This window comes from Pseudazoarcus pumilus (assembly GCF_002872475.1).
GTDB lineage: Bacteria > Pseudomonadota > Gammaproteobacteria > Burkholderiales > Rhodocyclaceae > Pseudazoarcus > Pseudazoarcus pumilus.
This window is the reverse complement of sequence record NZ_CP025682.1, coordinates 1,826,091-1,848,120: the sequence shown is the minus strand read 5'-3', so window position 1 is coordinate 1,848,120 and position 22,030 is coordinate 1,826,091. Positions and strand designations below refer to the sequence as shown.

General features: G+C 67.0%; 22 protein-coding genes. 8 read left to right on the top strand and 14 right to left on the bottom strand.

The genetic code is table 11. The features are described 5' to 3' along the window. Positions 1-5 precede the first annotated feature (5 nt). The 3 genes from C0099_RS08885 to C0099_RS08875 all read right to left on the bottom strand — a co-directional run bounded on the left by C0099_RS08885 (position 6) and on the right by C0099_RS08875 (position 6,110). A complete protein-coding gene (locus C0099_RS08885) occupies positions 6-2,342 on the bottom strand; it encodes a Tex family protein (protein ID WP_102247108.1) in 2,337 nt (778 codons plus the stop codon). A gap of 85 nt (positions 2,343-2,427) precedes the next feature. Next, the gene (locus C0099_RS08880) at positions 2,428-3,276 is read right to left on the bottom strand and encodes a D-hexose-6-phosphate mutarotase (protein ID WP_102247107.1); all 849 of its coding nucleotides are present in this window, start codon (positions 3,274-3,276) and stop codon (positions 2,428-2,430) included. 155 nt (positions 3,277-3,431) lie between these two features. Then, complete coding sequence (locus C0099_RS08875; protein WP_102247106.1) at positions 3,432-6,110, bottom strand: bifunctional acetate--CoA ligase family protein/GNAT family N-acetyltransferase; 2,679 nt, start codon at positions 6,108-6,110, stop codon at positions 3,432-3,434. A gap of 121 nt (positions 6,111-6,231) precedes the next feature. Between C0099_RS08875 and C0099_RS08870 the strand changes: the two genes are divergently transcribed. Next, positions 6,232-7,692: an NAD-dependent succinate-semialdehyde dehydrogenase gene (locus tag C0099_RS08870; protein WP_102247105.1), complete on the top strand. Its 1,461-nt coding sequence runs from the start codon at positions 6,232-6,234 to the stop codon at positions 7,690-7,692. Next, positions 7,689-8,243 carry a class I SAM-dependent methyltransferase gene (locus tag C0099_RS08865; protein ID WP_102247104.1) on the top strand — a complete coding sequence of 185 codons (555 nt, stop codon included), beginning with the start codon at positions 7,689-7,691 and terminating at the stop codon, positions 8,241-8,243. The genes C0099_RS08870 and C0099_RS08865 overlap by 4 nt, the downstream gene beginning before the upstream one ends. A 10-nt stretch (positions 8,244-8,253) precedes the next feature. Here C0099_RS08865 and mnmH read toward each other — a convergent pair whose 3' ends face one another. Next, the gene (mnmH, locus tag C0099_RS08860; protein ID WP_102247103.1) at positions 8,254-9,300 is read right to left on the bottom strand and encodes a tRNA 2-selenouridine(34) synthase MnmH; all 1,047 of its coding nucleotides are present in this window, start codon (positions 9,298-9,300) and stop codon (positions 8,254-8,256) included. Between the two features lie 127 nt (positions 9,301-9,427). Between mnmH and C0099_RS08855 the strand changes: the two genes are divergently transcribed. Together C0099_RS08855 and C0099_RS08850 are read left to right on the top strand one after the other, a co-directional pair. After that, positions 9,428-9,667, top strand: a complete 240-nt coding sequence (locus tag C0099_RS08855) for an antitoxin (RefSeq protein WP_102247102.1) — start codon at positions 9,428-9,430, stop codon at positions 9,665-9,667. Beyond that, positions 9,667-10,074 (top strand): type II toxin-antitoxin system VapC family toxin, encoded by a 408-nt coding sequence (locus tag C0099_RS08850; protein WP_102247101.1) that lies wholly within the window; start codon positions 9,667-9,669, stop codon positions 10,072-10,074. Before C0099_RS08855 ends, C0099_RS08850 begins: the two co-directional genes overlap by 1 nt. Positions 10,075-10,092: 18 nt before the next feature. On the opposite strand, the gene C0099_RS08845 is transcribed toward C0099_RS08850, so the two are convergent. Further along, positions 10,093-10,701, bottom strand: coding sequence for an arylesterase (locus C0099_RS08845; RefSeq protein WP_102247100.1), 609 nt, complete (start codon positions 10,699-10,701; stop codon positions 10,093-10,095). On the opposite strand from C0099_RS08845, the gene C0099_RS08840 reads away from it, so the two are divergent. From C0099_RS08840 to C0099_RS08830, 3 genes are all read left to right on the top strand, one after another. Next, complete coding sequence (locus tag C0099_RS08840) at positions 10,685-11,410, top strand: ABC transporter ATP-binding protein (protein ID WP_102247099.1); 726 nt, start codon at positions 10,685-10,687, stop codon at positions 11,408-11,410. The two genes, C0099_RS08845 and C0099_RS08840, sit on opposite strands and share 17 nt — an antisense overlap. 61 nt (positions 11,411-11,471) lie before the next feature. Further along, entirely contained in the window at positions 11,472-11,711 is a 240-nt protein-coding gene (locus tag C0099_RS08835) for an addiction module protein (RefSeq protein ID WP_102247098.1), read from the top strand. Continuing rightward, positions 11,708-12,031: a type II toxin-antitoxin system RelE/ParE family toxin gene (locus C0099_RS08830; RefSeq protein WP_199797587.1), complete on the top strand. Its 324-nt coding sequence runs from the start codon at positions 11,708-11,710 to the stop codon at positions 12,029-12,031. The genes C0099_RS08835 and C0099_RS08830 overlap by 4 nt, the downstream gene beginning before the upstream one ends. Here the strand turns inward: C0099_RS08830 and C0099_RS08825 are convergent. The 5 genes from C0099_RS08825 to C0099_RS08805 form a co-directional block, all read right to left on the bottom strand. After that, positions 12,015-12,374 (bottom strand): YybH family protein, encoded by a 360-nt coding sequence (locus C0099_RS08825; protein ID WP_102247097.1) that lies wholly within the window; start codon positions 12,372-12,374, stop codon positions 12,015-12,017. The two genes, C0099_RS08830 and C0099_RS08825, sit on opposite strands and share 17 nt — an antisense overlap. Positions 12,375-12,488: 114 nt before the next feature. Then, positions 12,489-14,528 carry a nitric oxide reductase activation protein NorD gene (locus tag C0099_RS08820; RefSeq protein ID WP_102247096.1) on the bottom strand — a complete coding sequence of 680 codons (2,040 nt, stop codon included), beginning with the start codon at positions 14,526-14,528 and terminating at the stop codon, positions 12,489-12,491. A 5-nt stretch (positions 14,529-14,533) separates the two neighbouring features. Next, a complete protein-coding gene (locus C0099_RS08815) occupies positions 14,534-15,349 on the bottom strand; it encodes a CbbQ/NirQ/NorQ/GpvN family protein (protein WP_102247095.1) in 816 nt (271 codons plus the stop codon). Between the two features lie 14 nt (positions 15,350-15,363). Then, on the bottom strand, positions 15,364-16,743 hold the full coding sequence (locus tag C0099_RS08810; RefSeq protein WP_102247094.1) for a cbb3-type cytochrome c oxidase subunit I: 1,380 nt from the start codon (positions 16,741-16,743) through the stop codon (positions 15,364-15,366). A gap of 48 nt (positions 16,744-16,791) precedes the next feature. After that, entirely contained in the window at positions 16,792-17,619 is an 828-nt protein-coding gene (locus C0099_RS08805; RefSeq protein WP_102247093.1) for a c-type cytochrome, read from the bottom strand. Positions 17,620-18,093: 474 nt separating this feature from the next. On the opposite strand from C0099_RS08805, the gene C0099_RS08800 reads away from it, so the two are divergent. Beyond that, a complete protein-coding gene (locus tag C0099_RS08800; protein ID WP_102247092.1) occupies positions 18,094-18,534 on the top strand; it encodes an RrF2 family transcriptional regulator in 441 nt (146 codons plus the stop codon). Positions 18,535-18,546: 12 nt separating this feature from the next. Here C0099_RS08800 and C0099_RS08795 read toward each other — a convergent pair whose 3' ends face one another. The 4 genes from C0099_RS08795 to hpnC are packed head-to-tail and all read right to left on the bottom strand — an operon-like array spanning position 18,547 to position 21,971. Continuing rightward, the gene (locus C0099_RS08795) at positions 18,547-19,002 is read right to left on the bottom strand and encodes an OsmC family protein (protein WP_102247091.1); all 456 of its coding nucleotides are present in this window, start codon (positions 19,000-19,002) and stop codon (positions 18,547-18,549) included. Next, a complete protein-coding gene (gene hpnE, locus C0099_RS08790) occupies positions 18,999-20,318 on the bottom strand; it encodes a hydroxysqualene dehydroxylase HpnE (RefSeq protein WP_102247090.1) in 1,320 nt (439 codons plus the stop codon). The genes C0099_RS08795 and hpnE overlap by 4 nt, the downstream gene beginning before the upstream one ends. Next, positions 20,311-21,144 carry a presqualene diphosphate synthase HpnD gene (gene hpnD / locus C0099_RS08785; RefSeq protein ID WP_102247089.1) on the bottom strand — a complete coding sequence of 278 codons (834 nt, stop codon included), beginning with the start codon at positions 21,142-21,144 and terminating at the stop codon, positions 20,311-20,313. The genes hpnE and hpnD overlap by 8 nt, the downstream gene beginning before the upstream one ends. Next, on the bottom strand, positions 21,141-21,971 hold the full coding sequence (hpnC, locus tag C0099_RS08780) for a squalene synthase HpnC (RefSeq protein WP_102247088.1): 831 nt from the start codon (positions 21,969-21,971) through the stop codon (positions 21,141-21,143). The genes hpnD and hpnC overlap by 4 nt, the downstream gene beginning before the upstream one ends. Positions 21,972-22,030: the final 59 nt, after the last annotated feature.

Sequence of the window (22,030 nt, the reverse complement as noted above, 5' to 3'; positions counted from 1 at the left end):
GAATTCTACTTGTTGCCGCGCAGGGCCCGGGCCAGCGCGTCGGCCATTGCCCCATCGGGCTTGTTGCGCTCGGCACCCGCCCGCGGGCTGTTCTGGCGGCGCGCCTGCGCCTGTGGCTTCTTCTGGGCCGGGTCGCGTGTCGACTCGCGGGCCGGCTTCGGCGACTTCTCCGCCGGCGGTTCGCCAAGCTTCATCGTCAACGCGATACGCTTGCGCGCCAGGTCCACCTCCAGCACCTTGACCTTGACGACGTCGCCGGCCTTGACCACGGCGTGCGGGTCGCGCACGAAGCGGTCCGCGAGCATCGACACATGCACCAGGCCATCCTGATGCACGCCGACATCGACGAAGGCGCCGAAGTTGGTGACATTGGTGACCACGCCCTCGAGCAGCATGCCCGGTTCCAGGTCGGAGACCTTCTCGATGCCGTCGCGGAAGGTCGCGGTGCGAAACTCCGGGCGCGGATCGCGTCCGGGTTTCTCGAGTTCGGCGAGGATGTCGCGCACGGTCGGCTCGCCGAAGCGCTCGTCGGTGAACTCGGCCGCTTGCAGTTCGCGCAGCCGGCGCGTGTCGCCCATGACTTCACGCACGCCGGCCTGCACGCGCGCGAGGATGCGCTCGACCACCGGATAGGCTTCCGGGTGCACGGCCGAGGCGTCGAGCGGGTCGTCCCCGTCGCGGATGCGCAGAAAGCCGGCAGCCTGTTCGAAGGTCTTGGGCCCCAGGCGGGGCACTTCGAGCAAGGCCTTGCGCGAGCGGAAGGAGCCGTTGGCGTCGCGGTGCGCGACCACGTTCTCGGCCAGCGCCGCGCTCAGTCCGGCGATGCGTGCGAGCAGCGGGGCCGAGGCCGTGTTCAGGTCCACGCCGACGGCGTTGACGCAGTCCTCGACCACGGCGTCGAGCATCTTCGCCAGCCGGCTCTGGTTCACGTCGTGCTGGTACTGGCCCACGCCGATGGATTTGGGATCGATCTTGACCAGTTCGGCCAGCGGGTCCTGCAGACGGCGGGCGATCGACACCGCTCCGCGCAGCGACACGTCCACGTCGGGAAACTCGCGCGAGGCCAGTTCCGAGGCTGAATACACCGATGCACCGGCCTCCGACACCATGACCCGCGTGAGCTTGAGTTCGGGATGGCGCTGCATCAGTTCGGCGACGAGCTGGTCGGTCTCTCGCGAGGCCGTGCCGTTGCCGATCGCGATCAGTTCCACCTGATGGGCGCGGATCAGCTCCAGCAGCGCGGCGATGGCCGGTTCGCGATGCCGTCGCGGCTCGAACGGATACACGGTATCGGTCGCTACCAGCTTGCCGGTGGCGTCGACCACGGCCACCTTGACGCCGGTGCGGATGCCCGGATCCAGGCCCATGGTCGGGCGGTTGCCGGCCGGTGCGGCGAGCAGCAGGTCCTTGAGGTTGCGCGCGAACACGCGGATCGCTTCCTCTTCGGCGCGCTCGCGCAGGGCGCCGATCAGTTCCAGTTCGAGATGCAGGGAGAGCTTTACGCTCCACGCCCAGCGCACCGTCTCGACCAGCCACGCGTCGGCTGCACGCCCCTGGCTGCGGATGCCAAAGCGCGTGGCAATGCGCGCCTCGCACGGGTGAGTCGTGCCTTCGTCGTGCGCCAGTTCGAGCGCGACACGCAGCACGCCCTCGTTGCGGGCACGCAGCAGGGCCAGCGCGCGGTGCGACGGAATCTTCGCCAGCGGCTCGCGATGGTCGAACCAGTCGCGAAACTTCGCGCCTTCGTCCTCCTTGCCCTCGATCACGCGGGCGACGATCGCGCCGTCGGCGAGCAAGCGCTCGCGCAGCTCGGCGAGCAGCTCCGCGTCCTCGGCGAAGCGCTCCATCAGGATCTGACGCGCGCCGTCGAGCACGCTCTTCGCATCCTCGAAGCCGGCCTCGGGGTTCAGGAAGGCCTCGGCCTCGGTCGCCGGATCACGCGTCGGATCGGACAACAGCAGCTCGGCCAGCGGTTCGATGCCGGCCTCACGCGCGATCTGCGCCTTGGTGCGGCGCTTGGGCTTGTAGGGCAGGTAGAGGTCTTCGAGGCGCTGCTTGGTCTCGGCCGCCTCGATCTGCGCGCGCAGGGTGGCGTCGAGCTTGCCTTGTTCCTCGATCGACGCCAGCACCGCAGCGCGCCGCTCCTCGAGCTCACGCAGATAGCTCAGGCGTTCTTCCAGACGGCGCAGCTGCACGTCGTCCAGGCCGCCGGTGGCTTCCTTGCGGTAGCGTGCGATGAAAGGCACGGTCGCGCCCTCGTCGATGAGCTTGACCGTGGCGATGACCTGACGCGGTTCCACGCCGAGTTCGGTGGCGATACGGTGTTCGATGGAAGGGAGCATCTCTGGAAGGGTTAGGGACTAGGCGTTGTTCGTAGGTCGGTGCGAGCGCAGCGAGGGCCGACGCCGAACTGCATGGCGGATCTTTTCACAGTTTCACGAGTGTCTGCCGGCCGCACCAGGTGTCGTCGGCATCCAGCAGGATCTTGCCGTGCGCGGCCGCAGCCTCGACGCACAACATGCGGCGAAAGGCGTCCGGCGCGAGATCGGGAAAGTCGCGGCAGCGCGTCTCCCACGGGTTCCACACGACGACATCGGGAAAGCCTTCGCCGTGGATGCCCAGTGAGCGGCTGCCGTCGCGCAGCAACAACGCGCGCTCGACGTCGTGATAGACGCGGTTGAGTTCGTCGTCGACCACGACCACGTCGCCGGTGTCGCGCTTGATCGTATCGTTGTCGGCCGCGTCGCGGTAGTCGTGACCGTTGAGCCCTTCCAGGCGCACGTTCTCGACCTCGCTGACCAGCACATAGGTGTGCAGCGCCGCCGTGAATGCGAACGGCGCGTGGCCGGTATTGGCCACTTCCAACTCCACATCCAGCCGTTCGCCACCGATCGCCACCGTCAGTTCCAGCTCGAAGCTCGACGGCCACAGCGCGAAGCTGCGCTCGTCGTCGGTCAGGCGCAGCGTCACCAGCGCGAAGTCGTCGCCGCCGCGACTGTCCGCAACTTCCCACACCGCGTCCTGCGCAAAGCCGTGCTGCGGCAGCTTGCCGAGCTTCGAGAACTGCGGGAAACACACCGGAATGCCGCCGCGGATCGGCGTCTTGCCGTCGAACACCGCGGCATCGGACAGGAACAACTGCTCCAGCCCGTTGGCCGGCGCCCACGACAACACCTGCCCGCCGAACGGCGACACCACCGCGCGCGCGCCGTCACCGGACAGCAGCGTGACGACCGGCTGGCCACGGAATTCGGTTTGCTGAATCTGAAAGGGCATGGGGCAGGGCAAAAGGCAGCAGACGGGGCGGGCATGATACTGCCTCGGAGCCGGCACACGAAACCTCCGCTCGGTTCATCGCTTGACGAATCCGCCCTTGGTTGCCTTCGGCATGTGAAACAAAGCGCACGAACGCGTCCGGCTAATGTGATGAATCATGCCGTCAGTGCCAGCGTGCCCAGCTTGATCGACGGGTCGTCGGGGTCGGTGTGCAGTTCGAAACCGAGTTTCTCGACGAAGTGCAGCATGCGTTCGTTGCTGGCGAGGAAGACGCCTTCCATGCGTGCGTAGCCGCGTTGCGCGGCGGTGTCGATGAGGCGGGTCATGAGCTTGCGGGCGATGCCGCGGTGTTGCCAGGCGTCGGCGACGACGACGGCGAATTCGCAGGTTTTGCCGTCGGGGTTGGCGGCGTAGCGGCATACGCCGATCTGGCGTTCGCGGCCGTTGTCGATGACGGTGGCGACGAAGGCCATTTCGCGGTCGTAGTCGATCTGCGTCAGACGGATGACCATCGCCGGCGAGAGTTCGCGCATGGTGTTCATGAAGCGCTGGTAGCGCGTCTCGGCCGACAGGCTGCGCACGAACTCGGTGGTGAGCGTGGCGTCCTCGGGGCGGATCGGGCGCAGTGTCACGCGCGTGCCGTCGGCCAGTGCCCATTCGGCGACCAGGTGCGACGGGTAGGGGTGGATCGCCATATGTTCGTAGCGGCCGGCACTGGGCGGCGCCGCTGCGACCGTGATGCGTGCGTCGAGCGCGATCGCACCATTCTCGTCGACCAGCAGCGGGTCGATGTCGAGCGCGCGGATTTCGGGCAGTTCGCAAAGTATCGCGGAGACACGCAGCAACACGTCCTCGAGTGCGTCGCGGTCGGCGGCCGGGCGTGTTTCGGTGGCGGCGAGCAGCGGTGCGACCGCGGCCGAGTGCATCAGGTCGCGCGCCAGAAAGTCGTTGAGCGGCGGCAAGGCGTGGGCGCGCGCGCCGCCACCGCGGCGCCGGCCCGCGCCCAGACTCAGCAACGGGCCGAAGACCGCGTCGGTGCGCGCACTCAGGGCCAGTTCGCGGCCGTTGCCGCGTACCACCATGGGCTCGATCGCCACACCGCGCACCGTTGCGTCGGGGCGGCTGCCGGTCACGGCTTCGAGAATGCCGCGATATGCGTTGCGCACCGCCTCGAGGCTGGCCACGCCCAGGCGTACGCCACCGGCGTCGCTCTTGGATACGAGGTCGGCCGAATCGACCTTCATCGCCACCGGCAGGCCGATCTCGGCGGCGATGCGCTCGGCCGCATCCTCGTCTGCGGCGACACGGCTGGTCGCCACGGGAATGCCGAAGGCGGCCAGACAGGTCTTGGATTCGGTCTCGGTGAGCGCGTCGCGCCCTTCGGCGAGCGCGGCGTCGATCGCGGCGCTCGCCGCAGCGACGTTCGGTTTGTCCAGATGCGGCAGTGGCCCGGGTACCTGCATCAGCAGCTTCTGGTTGCGGAAGTAGGCCGAGATGTGACTGAACAGCTCGACCGCAGGCTCCGGCGTGCGGAAGGTGGGAATGCGCGCCTCGTCGAACAGGTGTCGCGCCTCGCCGACATGTTCCTCGCCGATCCAGCAGGTCACCAGCGGCTTGTCGGCTGCGCGCGCGAGATCGACGATGGCGCGCGCTACCTCGCTCGGCCGGGTCGTTGCCTGCGGCGAGAGCAGCACCAGCACGCCGTCGACGTGAGGCCCTTCGAGTACGGCTTGCAGCGCTTCCCGGTAGGTGTCGGCGTCGGCGATGCGTCCCAGGTCGACCGGATTTCCGCCGTTCCAGCGATCGCCAAGCAGCTTGGATAGCCGGTTGGCGGTGATCTCGCTGAACTCGGTCAGCGGAATGCCCAGGTCGGCCGCGCGGTCGGCTGCCATGAAGCCCAGGCCACCGCCATTGGTGACGATGGCCAGGCGGTTGCCGCGCGGTCGGAAATCCGAGAACAGGGCGCCGGCCGCGGCGAAGAGCTGGCCGATGTTGTACAGGCGAACCACGCCGCAGCGGCGCACGGCCGCGTCGAAGGCGGCGTCGCTGCCCGGCGGCGTGCCCACGCGTGCATGGATCGCCTGGGCGACGTCCGGGTGCCGGCCGGCCTTGAGCAGCAGCACCGGTTTCATGCGCGCCGCAGCGCGCAGCGCAGTCATGAAGCGGCGCGCATCGCGGATGCGCTCGATGTACAGGAAGATGCTTTCGGTACGCGGGTCGGACACCAGATAGTCGAGCGCATCGCCGAAGTCGATGTCCAGGCTCGCGCCCACCGTGACCACCGTCGAGAAGCCCACGCCGTGCGGCCGTGCCCAGTCGATCACCGAGGTGGCGAGCGCGCCCGATTGCGACAGCAGACCCACCGAGCCCTTCATTGGCGTGGTGTGTGCGATGCTCGCGTTCAAGCCGATGTCCGGGCGGATTACGCCCAGCGCGTTGGGCCCGAGCAGGCGGATGCCGTGGCGCCGCGCCGCTTCGCGCAGTACGCGCGCCGCCTGGCTGCGTTCGGACGGCGGTGTCGTGAAGCCCGCCGGCAGGATGGCGACGCGCACGCCGGCGGCGGCGCACCCGGCGAGCAGGTCGGGAACGTCCTCGACCGGTGCGCCTAACAGCGCGAGTTCCGCCGAAACGGAGAGATCGGCGAGCGAGCGCACGCAGTCGATGCCCTCGACGCCCGCGGCATCCGGTGCGACCACCGCGAACGGGCCGCGAAAGCCGGCCGCCACGAGGTTGCGCGCGGCGATGCGGGCGATCGAGCCGGGATCGCCGCAGGGGCCGACGACGACCACCGAACGGGGCTGGAACAACGGGGCGAGGTAGTGGGTCTCGTTCATTCGGGGATCATCCTGCCAGCGATTTGTGCGCTGCGGCAAATCCGATCATAGACGATGGGACGGTGATGCGAACGCTAGAATGAAGCACCCGTAACGTTTCGGCAAAGATTCGAGGAGCACCATGAAAGACGTGACCCAGTCCGACTTCTTCCGCGAACAGGCTTTCGTCGACGGCGAGTGGATCGCAGCCGACTCGGGCGCGAGCTTCGACGTACTCGATCCGGCCACGCGCGAGCGCATCGGCCGCGTGCCCGATCTCGGCCGCGCCGAGACCGAACGCGCCATCGACGCGGCCGCGGCAGCGCTGCCCGCGTGGCGCGCCAAGCTGGCCGGCGAGCGTGCCGCGATCCTGCGCGAGTGGAACCGCCTGATCCTCGAAGCGGCCGACGATCTGGCCGCGATCATGACCGCCGAGCAGGGCAAGCCACTGTTCGAGGCGCGTGGCGAGATCGTCTATGCCGCGTCCTTCGTCGAGTGGTTCGCCGAGGAGGCGCGCCGCATCGAGGGCGAGATCATTCCCACGCCGGCGGCCGACCGCCGGCTGCTGGTGCTGCGCCAGGCGGTCGGTGTGTGCGCGGCGATCACGCCCTGGAATTTCCCGGCCGCGATGATCACGCGCAAGGTCGCACCGGCACTGGCCGCCGGCTGCACGGTGGTGGTCAAGCCGGCCGAGCAGACACCGCTGTCGGCGCTGGCGCTGGCCGTGCTGGCCGAGCGTGCGGGCTTCCCCAAGGGCGTGTTCAACGTCGTCACGGGCGACGCGCCCACCATCGGCGGCGTACTCACGGCCAGCCCCGTGGTGCGCAAGCTCTCGTTTACCGGCTCGACCGAGGTCGGTCGCCTGCTGATGGAACAGTGCGCGCCGACGCTCAAGAAGCTGTCGATGGAACTGGGCGGCAACGCGCCCTTCATCGTCTTCGACGACGCCGATCTCGACCAGGCGGTCAAGGGCGCGATCTCGTCCAAGTTTCGCAATACCGGCCAGACCTGCGTGTGCGCCAACCGCCTCTACGTGCAGGCGGGCGTCTATGACGAATTTGCGCATCGACTTGCCGAGGCGGTGGGCAAGCTCAGGATCGGCGCCGGTTTCGAGGACGGCGTGCACATCGGCCCGCTGATCGATGACGCGGCTGTCGAGAAAGTCGAATCGCACGTGTCGGATGCGCTCGCCCATGGCGCCAGGGCCATCCTCGGCGGCGCGCGCCATGCACGCGGCGGCACCTTCTTCGAGCCCACCGTGCTGACCGGCGTGACACCGGCGATGCGCGTGGCCCGCGAGGAGACCTTCGGCCCGGTGGCGCCGCTGTTCCGCTTCGAGTCCGAGGAGGAGGTACTGCGCATGGCCAACGATACCGAGTACGGACTGGCCGCCTATTTTTTCACGCGTGACGTGGGTCGCGTGTTCCGCGTGGCCGAGGCGCTGGAGTTCGGCATCGTGTCGGCCAACACCGGGGTGTTTTCGAGCGCGGTGTTCCCGTTCGGCGGAATCAAGCAGTCCGGATTCGGCCGCGAGGGCGCGCGCGCCGGCATCGAGGAATACCTGGAGATGAAGTCGCTGTGCATCGGAGGCGTCGATCGATGAATCATGTCGAGCAGGTCCAGCCGTCCGCCTGGGTCGCACGCTTCGCGCCACTGGTGCCGGCCGGTGCGAGCGTACTTGACGTCGCCTGCGGCGGCGGACGGCAGACGCGGTTGTTCGCGGCGCGAGGCTGTGCGGTGGAGGCGGTCGACCGCGATGCGTCTGCGCTGGCGCAACTGGTCGGTGTGGTCGGCGCACGTGCGGTGCAGGCCGATCTCGAGGCTGGCGCGTGGCCGTATGCGGGGCGGCGCTTCGATGCGGTCGTGGTCGTTAACTACCTGTATCGCCTGCGTTTCGCGGAACTGCTCGAATGCGTTGCGCCAGGCGGTCTGCTGATCTACGAGACCTTCATGCGCGGCAACGAGCGCTTCGGCAAGCCGTCCAACCCGGACTTCCTGCTCGCCACGGACGAGTTGCTGCAGCGCGTTGCGGGCAGCTTTGCGGTGCTCGCGTTCGAACAGGGCGAGATCATGGAGCCGAGGCCGGCGATGGTGCAGCGCATCTGCGCGCTACGCCGCGGCGAGGGCGAGCCGGAACTGCCGCGGTTGCCGTAGCTGCTGCGCTTCAGGAATCCGCGACGATCTGCCGCGCCACGGCCGCGATGCCCTGCGGGCCGAGGTCGTCGGTCTCTATGCGGCGCGCGTCGGCGAAATGCACGTAGTTGTGATTCTGCGAGCGGCGGTAGAGCGGGTCGTAGTGCAGGTCCACGAGTTCGGCGAAGAGTTCGGGCAGCGCGTGTTCGGCGGCCAGCGCCTTCCAGCGCTCGATGGTCTCGTTGCTCTGCAGTCCGTGCAGGCAGTCGATGCGTGACTGCAGCAGCGCGACATCGTCGCCCAGGTAGGCGTAGTCGCGCACGAGGAAGTCCAGCCGCGCTTCGCGCGTGGCCTCGATGGCGACGCAGGGCGCGGCGCGCATCGCGCGAATCATCGCCTCGGGCAGGTGGATGCGGCCGATCTTGCGGCTCTCGGCCTCGACATACACCGGACGAGCCGCGTCGAAGCCGGCCAGCGTGCGGTAGAGCTGGGTCTCGAACAGTTTCTGCGTTGGCTGTTTGCGGTCGGGCAGGGCGCCGAGCACCGAGCCCTTGTGCGCAGCCAGATCCTCGAGATCCAGCACCTGTTCGCCGAGTTGCGCGAGAGCCTCGAGCACGCGCGTCTTGGCGCTGCCGGTGGGCCCCGAGACGATGCGCAGGGACAGTGTCAGCGGGATACGCTCGAGTTCGGCGATGACATGCCGACGCCAGTTCTTGTAGCCGCCTTCGAGCTGGCAGGCGTCCCATCCCACCATGCGCAGCCAGGTCACGAAGGCGCCGCTGCGCTGCCCGCCACGCCAGCAATAGACCAGCGGACGCCAGTCGCGCGGCTTGTCCTGGAATTGCTCCCTGAGGTGCCGGGCGATGTTTTCCGCCACCATCGCCGCGCCGATGCGCTTGGCTTCGAATGACGATTGCTGCTTGTAGATGGTGCCGACGATGGCGCGCTGATCGTCGTCGAGTACCGGGCACGAGAGCGCGCCCGGAATGCGGTCCTCGACGAACTCCGACGGACTGCGCGCGTCGATGACGTCGTCGAAGCTGCCCAGATCGGCGACGGTGGCAGTGGTTTTCTTCATGAACTTACTGACGGGGCGTGGACGGCGGATTGTCGCACAGGAGGGAACGGGGGCAGGTGGTTGGGCCTTGACGACCGTCGTTGTCAGGCATATGTTGTGGCATATGCCAAGATATTCGGAGAATCGAATGACGCAACAACGCCATGTTTCGCTGTTTCGCAATGGTCGCAATCAGGCCGTGCGCATTCCGCGCGAGTTCGAGATGGAGGGCACTGAAGCGATCATGCGCAAGGAAGGCGATCGGCTGATCATCGAGCCGGCGCCCCCGCGCGTGGGGCTCCTGGGATTGCTGGCCGGCTGGGCGCCGATGGATGAAGCCCTGCCGGAGGTGGCCGACCACCCGCCGCCCGTCGAGGACGTGTTCTGATGGCTGCATCCCGCTATCTTCTCGACACCAACATCCTGTCCGAACTGATCCGCGATCCGCAGGGGCCGGTGACGCAACGCATCGCGGCGCTCGACGATGGGGCCATCTGTACCAGCATCGTGGTGGCCGGGGAATTGCGTTACGGCGCGGCGCGACGGGGCTCGCCGACCTTGACGGGCCGCGTCGAACAACTGCTGGAGCATGTCGAAGTGCTGGCGCTCGACGAGGCAGCGGATCGACATTACGCCGAAATTCGCAACGATCTGGAGCGGGAGGGGCGGGTGATCGGCGCCAATGACTTATGGATCGCTGCGCACGCACGCTCACTCGACCACATTCTCGTTACCCGAAACCTGCGCGAATTCGAGCGCGTGCCCGGCCTGCAGATCGAAAGCTGGGGCGATTGACGGCGCCTCTCCGGCGTTTCAATCCCCGAGCATCGGCTTGAGCTTCTCCCACACGGTATCCAGGATGCGGTGCTGCGCCTCGGCGGTCGGGTGGATGCCGTCGGAAAGGAAATACTTCGGGTCGTCGGCAAAGCCGTCGAGCAGGAAGGGCACGAGGCCGATGTCGTGCTTTTCGGCCAGATCGCGGAAGACCGCGGCGAACTGGCGCGTATAGGCCGGGCCGTAGTTGGGCGGCATGCGCATGCCCACCAGCAGCACGTCGGCGCCGCTGTTACGGGCCGCTGTTATCATCGCGTCGAGGTTGTCGGCGGCGATTCGGGCGGGCAGGCCGCGCAGACCGTCGTTGGCGCCCAGTTCCAGAATCATCAGATCGGGCTTGTGCTGCGCCAGGGCGTCGGGCAGCCGGGTGCGCCCGCCCGAGGTGGTCTCGCCGCTGACGCTGGCGTTGACGACTTCGTGCGGGAACCCTTTCTCCGCCAGCCGCGTCTGCAACAGCACCGGCCAGGCTTCTTCACGCTTGAGCTGGTAACCGGCCGACAGCGAGTCGCCCCAAACGAGGATGGTCGCCGCCTGCGTGGCGCCGGCCAGCACAAGGAACAGGATGGTCGCGATGGATCGAAGCAGCATCGAAATGGGTTCTCCGTTGGTGGAAGTGCGGGGGCTCGCCAAGCACGTGCCGGTCGCCGACGGCGATGGCGTACTGCGCATTCTGGACGATATTGCGTTTTCCGTCGGTCGCGGCGAATCGGTGGCCATCGTCGGCGCGTCCGGTTCCGGAAAATCCACGCTGCTCGGATTGCTCGCGGGCCTGGATGTTCCCAGCGCCGGCTCGGTCAGGATCGACGATGCCGAGATCTTCGACCTGGACGAGGACGCGCGCGCAGAATTGCGCGCCGGGGCGATCGGTTTCGTGTTCCAGTCCTTTCAGTTGCTGCCGGCGCTCAATGCCCTCGAAAACGTCATGCTGCCGCTCGAGCTGAGCGGCGCCAATGACCCGCAGGCCGTGGCCGAACGCTGGCTCGATCGCGTCGGGCTGTCCGCGCGTCGTCGTCATTACCCCAAGCATCTGTCCGGGGGCGAGCAGCAGCGTGTCGCGCTGGCCCGCGCCTTCGCGCCGAATCCGCGCCTGCTGCTTGCCGACGAGCCCACCGGCAACCTCGACGCGGCAACCGGCGCGGCCGTCATCGACCTGATCTTCGAACTCAACCGCGAGGTCGGTACCACGCTGGTGCTGGTGACCCACGACGAGGCACTGGCCGCGCGCTGCGGCCGCGTACTGCGCATGGCGGCGGGGCGGTTGAGCGAGGATGTACCCGAAATGGTCGCGGGCACTTGATCATCGTCTGGTCGAATCGGGCGTACACTTGCCGGAAATGCGGAACAGTCATGGAGGCGCCATGATCAACGAATCCCTTCAACGCGTGCGATCCGAAGCGCTTGCACTCTCCGAGGCTGAGCGCGCCGCACTCGCGCTCGAGCTCGTATGCAGTCTCGATGCTCCAGCCGAGCATGGTGTCTCCGACGCCTGGGATGACGAAATCTGCGCGCGTCTCGACGAGATCGAGGCCGGCCGGGCCGAATCGATCGACCGCGACGAGTTTGCGCGCAGGTTGCGGAATTCATCCGGGGGCGCATGATGCGCGTTCTGCGCATCATTGAGGCCGCGGCAAGTGAAGCCGAGGAGGCCGTCACGTGGTACGAACAAGAATGTCCGGGGCTCGGGCTTCGCTTCGCCGCCGCCCTCGACGACGCACTGAGGCGCATCGAACTTGATGCCGTACCGCTTTCGCCCGTGCCGGGCAAGGCTGGAACCCGCGGCGTCAGGCGCATGGTGCTGCAACACTTTCCCTACGACGTAGTCGTGTTCGATCGGGTCGATGCTCGCATCGTTGTCGCCTTCGCCCACCATTCGCGCAGACCCGGCTACTGGCGGAGCCGCATCAAGCGTCCGGCTTGAGCGGCTCGATCTTGAGCTGGTCGAGCTTCCACAGCCAGCTGCCGTCGTCCTGGCGGCGAGCGATCTCGGTAGAGATGTTGCCGTTGGGCTGGCGCGAAGTGGTCATTGCCAGATCGCCATGGACGATGGGCTTCATCTGGTCGACCGGCGGGAATTCGCGTTTCTTGGCGAGGATGCGGGTATAGAAGGCGCGAATCTCCTCGTGCCCGCTGGCCACCGGCTCGCCGACGGCGAGCACGGCGTCTGCTTCGTACAGCGCGACCAGTCCTTCCACATCGCCGGCGTTGGCGCGTTCGATGAACAGGCGGGCGAGGTCTTCGGGGTTCTGTGCCTTTTCAGTCATTGTTCCTCCTTGTTCGATGGGGCGTGTTCCGATGATAGGCGCTGTGATCTCCGGTGTGTGTCGGCAGGGCGAACGGGCAAGGACTCTCGCGACGCAAAAACGCCGGCGCTCGCCTCAGTGCTGCAGCAGCCGTTTCATCCATTCCAGCAACACCGTTGGCAGCAGCCGCGGTTCGGGCAGCAGCCCGTAGCGATGCGCGCCAAAGACGCGCGGCAGATAGTTCGCGGCCTGACGGTCGATGGTCAGGCAGAACGGGTAGATGCCCTGCAGCGTGGCTTCGGTGACGGCTTGGCGCATGTCTTCGACGCCGTAGCGGCCCTCGTACTCGTCGTTGTCGTTGGGTTTGCCGTCGGAGAGCAGCAACAGCAGCCGATGTTCCGCGGGCTGTCGCATCAGCGCGGCCGTGGCGTGGCGAAGCGCGGCACCGGCGCGGGTGTAGTGCTCGGGTTCGAGCGCGCCGATGCGTAGCGCAACGTCGTTGCCGTAGGGCTCGTCGAAGCTCTTGAGTTCGCGCACGGTGACGGTGCCGGGGCCTTCGCCGGAGAAGGCCTGGATCGCGAAGGGCTCGGCCAGGCCGTCGAGCGCGATGGACACGAGCAGCAGGGCTTCGCGTTCGACGTCGATGATGCGACGGTTGCCGGCGATCCAGCCGTCGGTCGAGCCGCTGACGTCGATCAGCAGCATGATCGCCATGCTGCGCCGGGCCGGGCGGCGGGTCTGGTAGAGCGCGTCGCTGCGAGGCAGTCCGGCGCGATAGTCCGCATGATTCTCGAGATAGGCCTCGAGGTCGATCTCGTCGCCGTCCAGGCGCCGGCGCAGCACCACCGGTTCGGCGCGCAGCATCTCGAAGCGCCGGCGGATGTCACCGAGCATGGACCGATAGTCGGCCAGCGTGCCGTCCACCCACTGCTGAGGCCCCGACTGCGCAGGCAGCGGCCATACGGTCGCACCCGGCGAGCGATAGGCTGCCGCGCGGTAATCCCATTCCGGGTAGGAGATGCCCGACTTATGCTCGATGTGTGCCTTGGGGGCAGCGCGCGCGCGGGCCTCGGGTGGGTCGTCGGAGAGCAGGATCTCCCTGGCCCGTCCCGGCGTCGACACCAGGCGCGCGTTGGGCAGTTCGGACAGCAGTTCGCCGAACTCCGCAGCGCTGGTGTCTTCATCTCGGTCGAGCGGGCGCTGCAGACCCATCGGGTCTTCGGCGTGTTCGTGCGGGTGGTCAGGCTGCACCATCCACGGACCGGGTGTCTGGTCGTCGTCCTCGTCGTCTTCCGGCTCGCGAATCTCAGGTCGCCGGTCGAGGCGGCTGCTTCTGGGAGCGCTGTGCGGCTCCGTATCGTCCTCTTCCGCCGCGGTTTCGAGGGCGGAGATGGGGGCCGCGGACGCCTGCCGGAAATCGCCGGTCCAGTGGTCCTTGAGCAATGGCGAGGCACCCAGCGCATTGGGGTTTGCGGCGTCGGGCGAGAGGCGTTTCGCGACCTCGGCCGCGATCTCCAGCGCCGCCGCAGGCGACTGAGGCATCGGCAGATCGCGGCGGAGAGCGCCGCATTGCGCAGAGAGCGCATGGCGCAGAAAGCGCTCCAGCGGCCTGCGCGTCTCATGGAAGGCGTCGATTGGCGGGCGCGTGGCGAACGCGTGGCGGCGCGCATGATTCAGTGCGTCGGCGATGCCCGGCAACATCTCCAGCAGGGCTTCATCCGCGGCCAGTGCCTCCAGGATCAGGAACACATCGCGCTGCACGGGAGGAAGGCGGGAGTCGATCAGTGCGGCACTGCCGCGTGTGGCGCGCATGGCCTGCTGCAGGACGATGACGCGATACCAGGCCGATGCCTGTGCGATGTCAGGCGTGCCGGCGTCGCGCGGAAGCCAGATGCTGTTGCCGTCGGTACTCGGCACGGCAGCACGCTGGACGGGCTGCAATTCGCGGCGAAACATCCGGGACAACAGGGTCTGACGAGGCGGAGGCTGGGCGACCCGCAACGGGAAACGGGTCGCAAACAAGGCGGTGACGATCAGATCGAGGCGCGGGGCGACGTCGGCAAGGGTGACGAGTGCGGGCCCGGGCGGAGGCGGGCGGTGACGACGCCACAGGTCACGCGCGAAGATCGTGGCGTGACGGGCGACATCGGTGATGACGTCTTCGGCTTCCGCCATGAGCCCTACACGAAGGTCGCATCGACGATGTCGCGCATCGCGTCCACCAGGGTGGCGTCGTCGGACAGCGGCGACACGACTGCGGCGTAGCACGCTTCGCGCGCCGGGATGCCGCCGGCGATCAGGCTTGCCGTGGCGACGAGCAAGCGCGTGCTGGGCACTTCGGCCAGTCCGTGATCGCGCAGGCCGCGCAGCCGCCCGGCGAGCGCCACCAGCGCGTGGGCGGTCGCAGGGTCGGCACCGCTTTCGCGATGGACGATCTGGGCTTCGTGTTCCTCGGACGGGAAGTCCAGATCCATCGCGACGAAGCGCTGCCGGGTGCTCGGCTTGAGATCCTTCATCATGCGCTGGTAGCCTGGATTGTAGGAGATCACGAGCTGAAAGCCGGGCGCGGCCGTGAGTGTCTCGCCGGTCTTGTCGACGGGCAGGAAGCGACGGTAATCGGTCAGCGAGTGCAGCACCACGATGGTGTCCTGTCGCGCCTCCACGACTTCGTCCAGATAGCAGATGGCGCCTTCGCGCACGGCGCGCGTGAGCGGGCCGTCCTGCCAGACGGTGTCGTCGTTGCGGATCAGGAAGCGGCCGATCAGATCGCTGGCGGTGAGGTCCTCGTGACAAGGCACGGTCACCAGCGGGCGCCCCAGCTTCCACGCCATGTGCTCTACGAAGCGCGTCTTGCCGCAGCCGGTGGGGCCCTTGAGCATCACCGCCAGCTTGCGCTGGTGGGCCTGCTCGAAGATCGTCACCTCGTTGCCGGACGCGAGGTAGTAGGGCGCCTCGGCGTCGAGGTGGCGCTGCGCATACTGATCGGGTCCACCCATTCTCGCGGGACTCCTTATTTCGCGCCGCTACCGGCAGCGTGCTCGTCCAGCGCGGGCGATTCCGTCTCGGAAGTCGCCTCGAGGCGCGGCGGATAGCGGAAGAAGTCGTAGATGAACAGACCCACGCCGGTGACGAACACCGATGCGGTGGCGATGAGCATCAGGAAATGCACCTGGATCTTGAGCTGCGCATCGAGATAGCCCATGCCCATCACGCGCTCCAGATAGACCTGCCCGATGCCTGCCGTTGCGAACGAGAGCGTCATGCCGAACATGCCCGCAAGCTGCATCCAGAAGGCCCAGTAGCCGATGCTGCTGCCCGCTTCCGGTCGGCCCTTCGTCATGTAGGGCAGGGCATAGGTGATCATCGCCAGCACGATCATCACGTAGGCGCCGTAGAAGGCCGCGTGCCCGTGCATGGCGGTGATCAGCGTGCCGTGAGTCCATTTGTTGATGTCCGGCCAGGTGTGGGCCAAGCCCAGCAGGCCAGCGCCGAACAGCGTGAACACGGCGCTTCCCACCGCCCAGTGCAGTGCCAGTGCATTCGGATGCGCAAGCCCCGAGCGGCGGATCGCGCCATAGGCATAGATGGCCATGCCGACGAGCGCGGCCGGTTCGAGCGCGCTGAACAGCCCGCCGATGGGCAGCCAGTAGGTCGGCACGCCGACCCAGTAGTAGTGGTGCGCGGTGCCCAGAATGCCGGCGATGAACACCAGACCGACGATGACGTACAGCCACTTCTCCATGACCTCGCGGTCTGCGCCGGACAGGCGGATCAGCAGGTAGGCGAGGAACGAACCCATGATCATCATCCACACGCCTTCGACCCACAGGTGGATGGTCCACCAGCGGTAGTAGATCGACACGGTGTAGTTCTCATAGTGCAGCAGCGCGGGGAGGAACAGCACGGCGGAACTGACCAGTCCGAGCACCAGCACGCCCTCGGTGGTGGTGAAGCGGCCGGACTTCTTGATGGTCATGCCGATGTTGTAGAGGAAGATCAGCATGCAGATGACGATGACGATCTTGTGTGGCAGAGGCTGTTCGAGCAGCTTGTTGCCGGTGCCGTAGCGGAACAGATAACCGACGATCGCGGTGACGCCCATGACCACCCACAGGATCAGCTGGATGAAGGCGAGTTTCACGCTGTGCAGCTCGGCGCGCGACTCCTCCGGCACGATCCAGTAGGTCGCACCCATGAAGCCGGTGAGTACCCACACGATGAGCAGGTTGGTGTGGATGACCTTGGTGACGTCGAACGGCAGGATGTAGAGCAAGGGATCCGGCCCGAGATACTTCGCCGCCGAAAGCAGGCCGAAGACCATCTGCAGCCCGAACAGCGCCATCGCCACCGCGAAATACCAATAGGCCACCGACTGGGATTTATATCGCATTACCGTTCTCCATCGACTTCGCGTTGAATGCCTGCGTACCGGGCGCGGTCATTTCAACGACATCAGGTAGGCCACGAGCTGATCCGTCTGCTCGTCAGTGAGACTGTCGCGGTAGGTGTTGGGCATGAACGAGACGCCGTCCGCCGAAAAGCGCTCGCCTGGCACCAGATGTGCGCTGGGAGCGAGGATGGACTCGCGGATGTAGCCCTCGACGTCGGTCGCCTCGCCGTCGTAGTCCGGCGATGCGAGCGTTTCCTCCGTCCGTGCGGCCAGACCCGCCATGCTCGGTCCGGCCAGTTCGACGCCCGGCGAGGTCGAATGGCATGCGCTACAGGACGGGGTGGCGGTTCCGAACAGCAGCCTGCCGAGCGCGATCGGGTTGTCGGAGGCGTCGGCGGTAACGCTGGCCGGTGCCGAGCGCTCACCGGTCGGCGTGATCGTGCCACCGCCAGTGACCAGGATCGGGCGCGGTGGCCAGTCCTGGTTGTCGACCTTGCTCACCCAGTCGAGGAAGGCGATGAGGTCATCGATTTCCTGATCGCTCAAGTCCTGCTTGGGCATCAGCCGGCGATGCTTCTGTTCGTCGTAGAAGTTCGCAGGGTCGCGAATGAAGGCCTTGAGGTAGGCCTCGCCGCGATGCTGCGTGATCTTGGTCAGGTCCGGCGCGTAGTAGGCACCTTCGCCGAACAGGGTGTGACAGTTGATGCAGTTGTACTTGTGCCACACGTCCTTGCCGCTCGTGACCTGCGGCGTGATGGTCTCGGCATTGGTCAGGGTCGGAAACTGGCGGTGGCTGTCGACCGTCAGGATCAGAAAGATCAACGCCGAGATGGCGGTCGACGCCAGGGCGAAGATGCGGGCTTGTCGTTTATTCATGGCTGGGCCTATTCATGTGTGCGCGACCGGCATCAGACGCCGATGCCGTGCCAGTAGGTGATCGACATGAAGCCGGCGTATGCGATCGAGACCAGCATCAGCAGCAGCACGACAAGGCCTAGCTTCCTGATGATTTCGTACAGTTTTTGCATGAGTCACCCGGTTCGGAAAAGAAAGTGGCGGAGGAACGCAAGACCGTTTGCGGGCATGCATGCGCAGGGCGCGGGGGCCGTCTGTCGTGCGGCCCGGCTTTCATCTGTCGGCACGACCCCGGGAGGTTTGGCGTGACAGCGTTCTGCGCCGCCACCAGCCTTGCTGTGAGGCCATATTGAAGATGACTATAATCTGCATGTTTTAAAGAGGCAAATAAAAGGAATCTTTTGTTTCGATTGCCGGCCGCGGGGAACCAATCCCGGTCGCCTCCGATCATGCTGTCGTTCGCCATAATCGGCGCTGCCAAACCCGGATTTCACGATGCAACTGACCCAGCACACGGACTACGCCCTGCGCGTTCTCATCCATCTTGGCGACAACACCGACCGTCGCGTCACGATCTCGGAAATGTCGGCGTACTTCGATATCTCGCGCAGCCACCTGATGAAAGTCGTCAATCATCTGGTGCGCGAAGGCTTCGTGATCGGAACGCGGGGCAAGGGTGGCGGGCTGCGGCTGGGGCGCGACGCCGCGGCGATCACGGTCGGCGAAGTCGTGCGGTGCATGGAGCGCAATCTGGACTTGGTGCGGTGTTTCTCCGACCCGTCCGTCTGCGTGCTCGCTTCCGGCTGCAAGCTCAAGCTCGCGCTGAAGAATGCGCTCCAGGCGTTTCTCGCGAGTCTGGATGCGGTGACGCTGGCCGAGCTGCTTGCGCCCGCTCGGGGCTCATCCGAGGGTCTGTACTACGCCGCGGCATCGTGACGCCGGCGCACCTCAGGCCGGATTGAGCGGAATGCCGCTGCAGTCGCTGACCGAAACCTTGACCGGAATTCCGCTCTTGACGCTCTCGGAGACGGTACAGAAGTTCTCGAACTGGGTAAGCGCGCGCTCCAGATGCGCCTGGTGCAGGGTCGCCACATCGGCGGCGAGACGCAACTCGACGTCGATCGCGGTGATGCGCAGCCGACCGGCCTCGTTGCGCTCCACCGTGCATTCGGCGCTGGCCCTGATGCCGCCACCGTCCTGGCGATACTTGGTGAGCGCGAAGAACAGGCTGGCCGCGAGACAATAGCCCACGCTCGCGGCGAGCAGCTGTTCGGGCGCCGGACCTTCTCCATCGCCGATCGGGGGGGGTTCGTCGACACCGAGCGGGACGATCGCTTCGCCGAAATCGATCTCGAAGCGGTAGCGGTCGGTCTGCGCGAGGGTCACGCTCGTTTTGAGGTTCATCGGGTTTCTCCGTCGCGGGGCGTGGCGAGGATCGCGCGGGCCACCGCACTGCCCGAGCGTACCGCGGATTCGAGCGTGGCCGGATAGGGCGAGTCCACGTAGTCGCCGGCCAGCCACAGTCCGGGTACGGGCGTGGCGATGCCGGGGCGGGTCAGCCCTGGCGTGCAGGCGATGGTCGCGCGCTTTTCGGTGATGGTCATCGACCACAGCGGGTCTGGCAGCGTGCGCCCCAGCGTCGCCGCGAGCTGTTCGCGCACCTGTGCTTCGAGCGCTTCCCGCGACAAGGCTTCATGCGGGCCATGCGCGCTGATCACGCAGGCCAGCAGCCCCGCCTCGCCGCCCAGCGCGCCGCGGTCGAAGGCCCACTGTGCCGGAGCGCCGGTGAGCCCGATCATCGGCTCGGGCAGGCGCACGCTCTCGTCGAAGGCCAGATACACGGTGACGATGGGTTCGTGCTCGAAGGCATCGACCTGATCCGCGAGGGTGTCGCAGCCAGCCGAGCGCAGCAGCGTGCCGGCGTGATAGGGCGCGGTGGCGATCACGACGTGATCGTAGCGCCGGCTCGGCAAGGAATCCCCGGTCAATGCGAGACCACGCTCGTCGCGCGTAATGCCGGCGATGGTCGTGCCGGTGTCGAGCCGTCCGCGGCGCGTGGCGAGATACCGCGCGGCCTGCACCGGAAACAGCTCGGTCAGGTCGGTGCGCGGGATCAGCAACTCGGAATCGGCGGCCGTGCCCATCAGGCTGTCGCGCAACACGTTGGCGAATACGCGTGCGCTGGCGCGCTCGATCGGCGTGTTCAGCGCGGCCACGCACAGCGGCGCCCAGATCAGCTCGATCACCCGCGGGGTCTGGGCGGTATCGTGCAGCAGGGCGGCGACCGTGGCGTGCGCGCCGATGCGATCGCCGTACTTCTTCAGGTGACGCATCAGGCCCCGCATCGCGTCGCGATCGGCCCATGACAGCCCCTTCGCGAACAGCAGGCCGAAGGCCAGATGCAGCGGCGCGGGCAGGCGCGCCGCGCGCAACGCCAGCGTGCCCGGTGTGACCAGCGTCAGCGGGCGGCGTTCGAGCGTCTTGGGCGACTGGCCGACGGCACGCATCAGACGTGCCAGTTCGGTATAGGCGCCGATCAGGATGTGTTGCCCGTTGTCGACGCGATGGCCGTCCTTGACCACCACGCGTGCGCGCCCGCCGAGCGTATGCGAGCGTTCGAACAGTGTTACCTGCGCGCCGCCGCGCGTCAGGTCCACCGCGCAGGCGAGGCCCGCGTAGCCGCCGCCGATGATCGCTACACGCTGCGGTGTATCAGCCATGCCACCACGCCCCAACGGCAACGCTTAGCTTGATGCGCGTGGGCAGACGCGGCGGGGTGCCAAGCACGTGATACCCGCCGGCCTCGATTTCGTCGAGCAGACGGCGGTAGATCGCCGCCATGATCAGGCCCGGGCGCTGGGCGCGACGATCCGTGGCCGGCAATTCGGCGAGTGCGCGCACATAGGTCTCGCGCGCCCGCTCGCACTGGAAGGTCATCAGCGCGGTGAAAGCGGGGGTGTGACGGCCGGCCAGGATGTCGTCCTCGGACACGCCGAAGCGCGCCAGTTCGTCGAGCGGCACATAGATGCGACCGCGGCGCGCGTCGTCGCCAACGTCGCGGATGATGTTGGTGAGCTGGAAGGCCAGCCCCAGGTCGCTCGCGTAGCGCAGCGTGGCGCGTTCGCGATAGCCGAAGATCTCGGCCGAGAGCAGGCCGACGACGCTGGCGACGCGGTAGCAGTACAGACGCAGCGCGTTGAAGTCGGCGTAGCGGTGCTGGTCGAGGTCCATCTCCATGCCGTCGACGATTTCCAGCAACTGTTCCTGCGGCAGGTCGAATGCGTCGACGACATCGGCCAGCGCCCGACCCACCGGGTGTTGCGGCGTGCCCGCGTAGACCCGGTCGAGTTCCGCGCGCCATTCGTCCAGTGCGGCTCGGGCCGTGTCCTTGTCGTTGCTTTCATCGACGATGTCGTCCACTTCGCGACAGAATGCGTACAACGCCATGATCGCGCGGCGTCGCGGCGCACTCAGGCACAGAAAGCCGTAGTAGAAGCTCGAACCGCTCGCTGCGGTGCGACGACGGCAGTACTCGTGCGGGTTCATGCCGGCATCCGTGTCAGGGCGCGCCAGGCGAGCAGCGGCCAGTCGCGCTTGCCCAGTGTCGGGCGGTGGCGGAAAACGTCGTAGTGCACGGCCTCGATGCGCTCGAGGATGCGCAGGCCACCGGCCACGACCAGTCGCAGCTCCCAGCCGATGCGCCCGCGCAAGCTGCGCGCGAGCGGCGCGCCGCGCAGCATGATCTCGCGTGCGCGTGACACCTGAAAGCCCATCAGCGCGCGCCATTGTTCGCTGTCGCGGCCTGCAGCGAGATCGTCCTCGCTCACGCCGAAGCGCGCCAGATCCTCCTGCGGCAGATAGATGCGCGGTTTGGCGATGTCGATGGCCACGTCCTGCCAGAAGTTGATCAGTTGCAGCGCACTGCAGATGTCGTCCGAGCGCCGCAGCGAAGTCGCGTCATTTACCCCGTACAGGTGCAGCAACAGTCGGCCGATCGGGTTGGCCGAGCGACGGCAGTAGTCGAGCACCTCGTCGAAATCGGCGTAGCGCGTCTTGACCACATCCTGCGCGAAGGCGCTGACCAGATCGCGCAAGGGCTGCAGCGGCAGGTCGAAAGCGCGCACATTGCGCTCCAGGCGCTCGAACATCGGCCGCAGTTGGTCGTCGTTGGTAGGCATGCGAAATTCGATGGCGTCGATGCCGGCGTGATACACGGCCAGTTCCGCCAGTCGCGTATCGGCATCGGCATCGCCCTCGTCGGCCACGTCGTCGGCCCCGCGCGCGAACGCGTAGATGGCCTCCACCGGCTCGCGCAGGCGCGCCGGCAGCAGCAGGGAGGCAACAGGAAAGTTCTCGTAGTGATCGACCGGCATGGCTGGCGCGGAGTATACGCGAAGCCCCGTGGCGCGCCGCCGTGCGAACATCGGGGCAC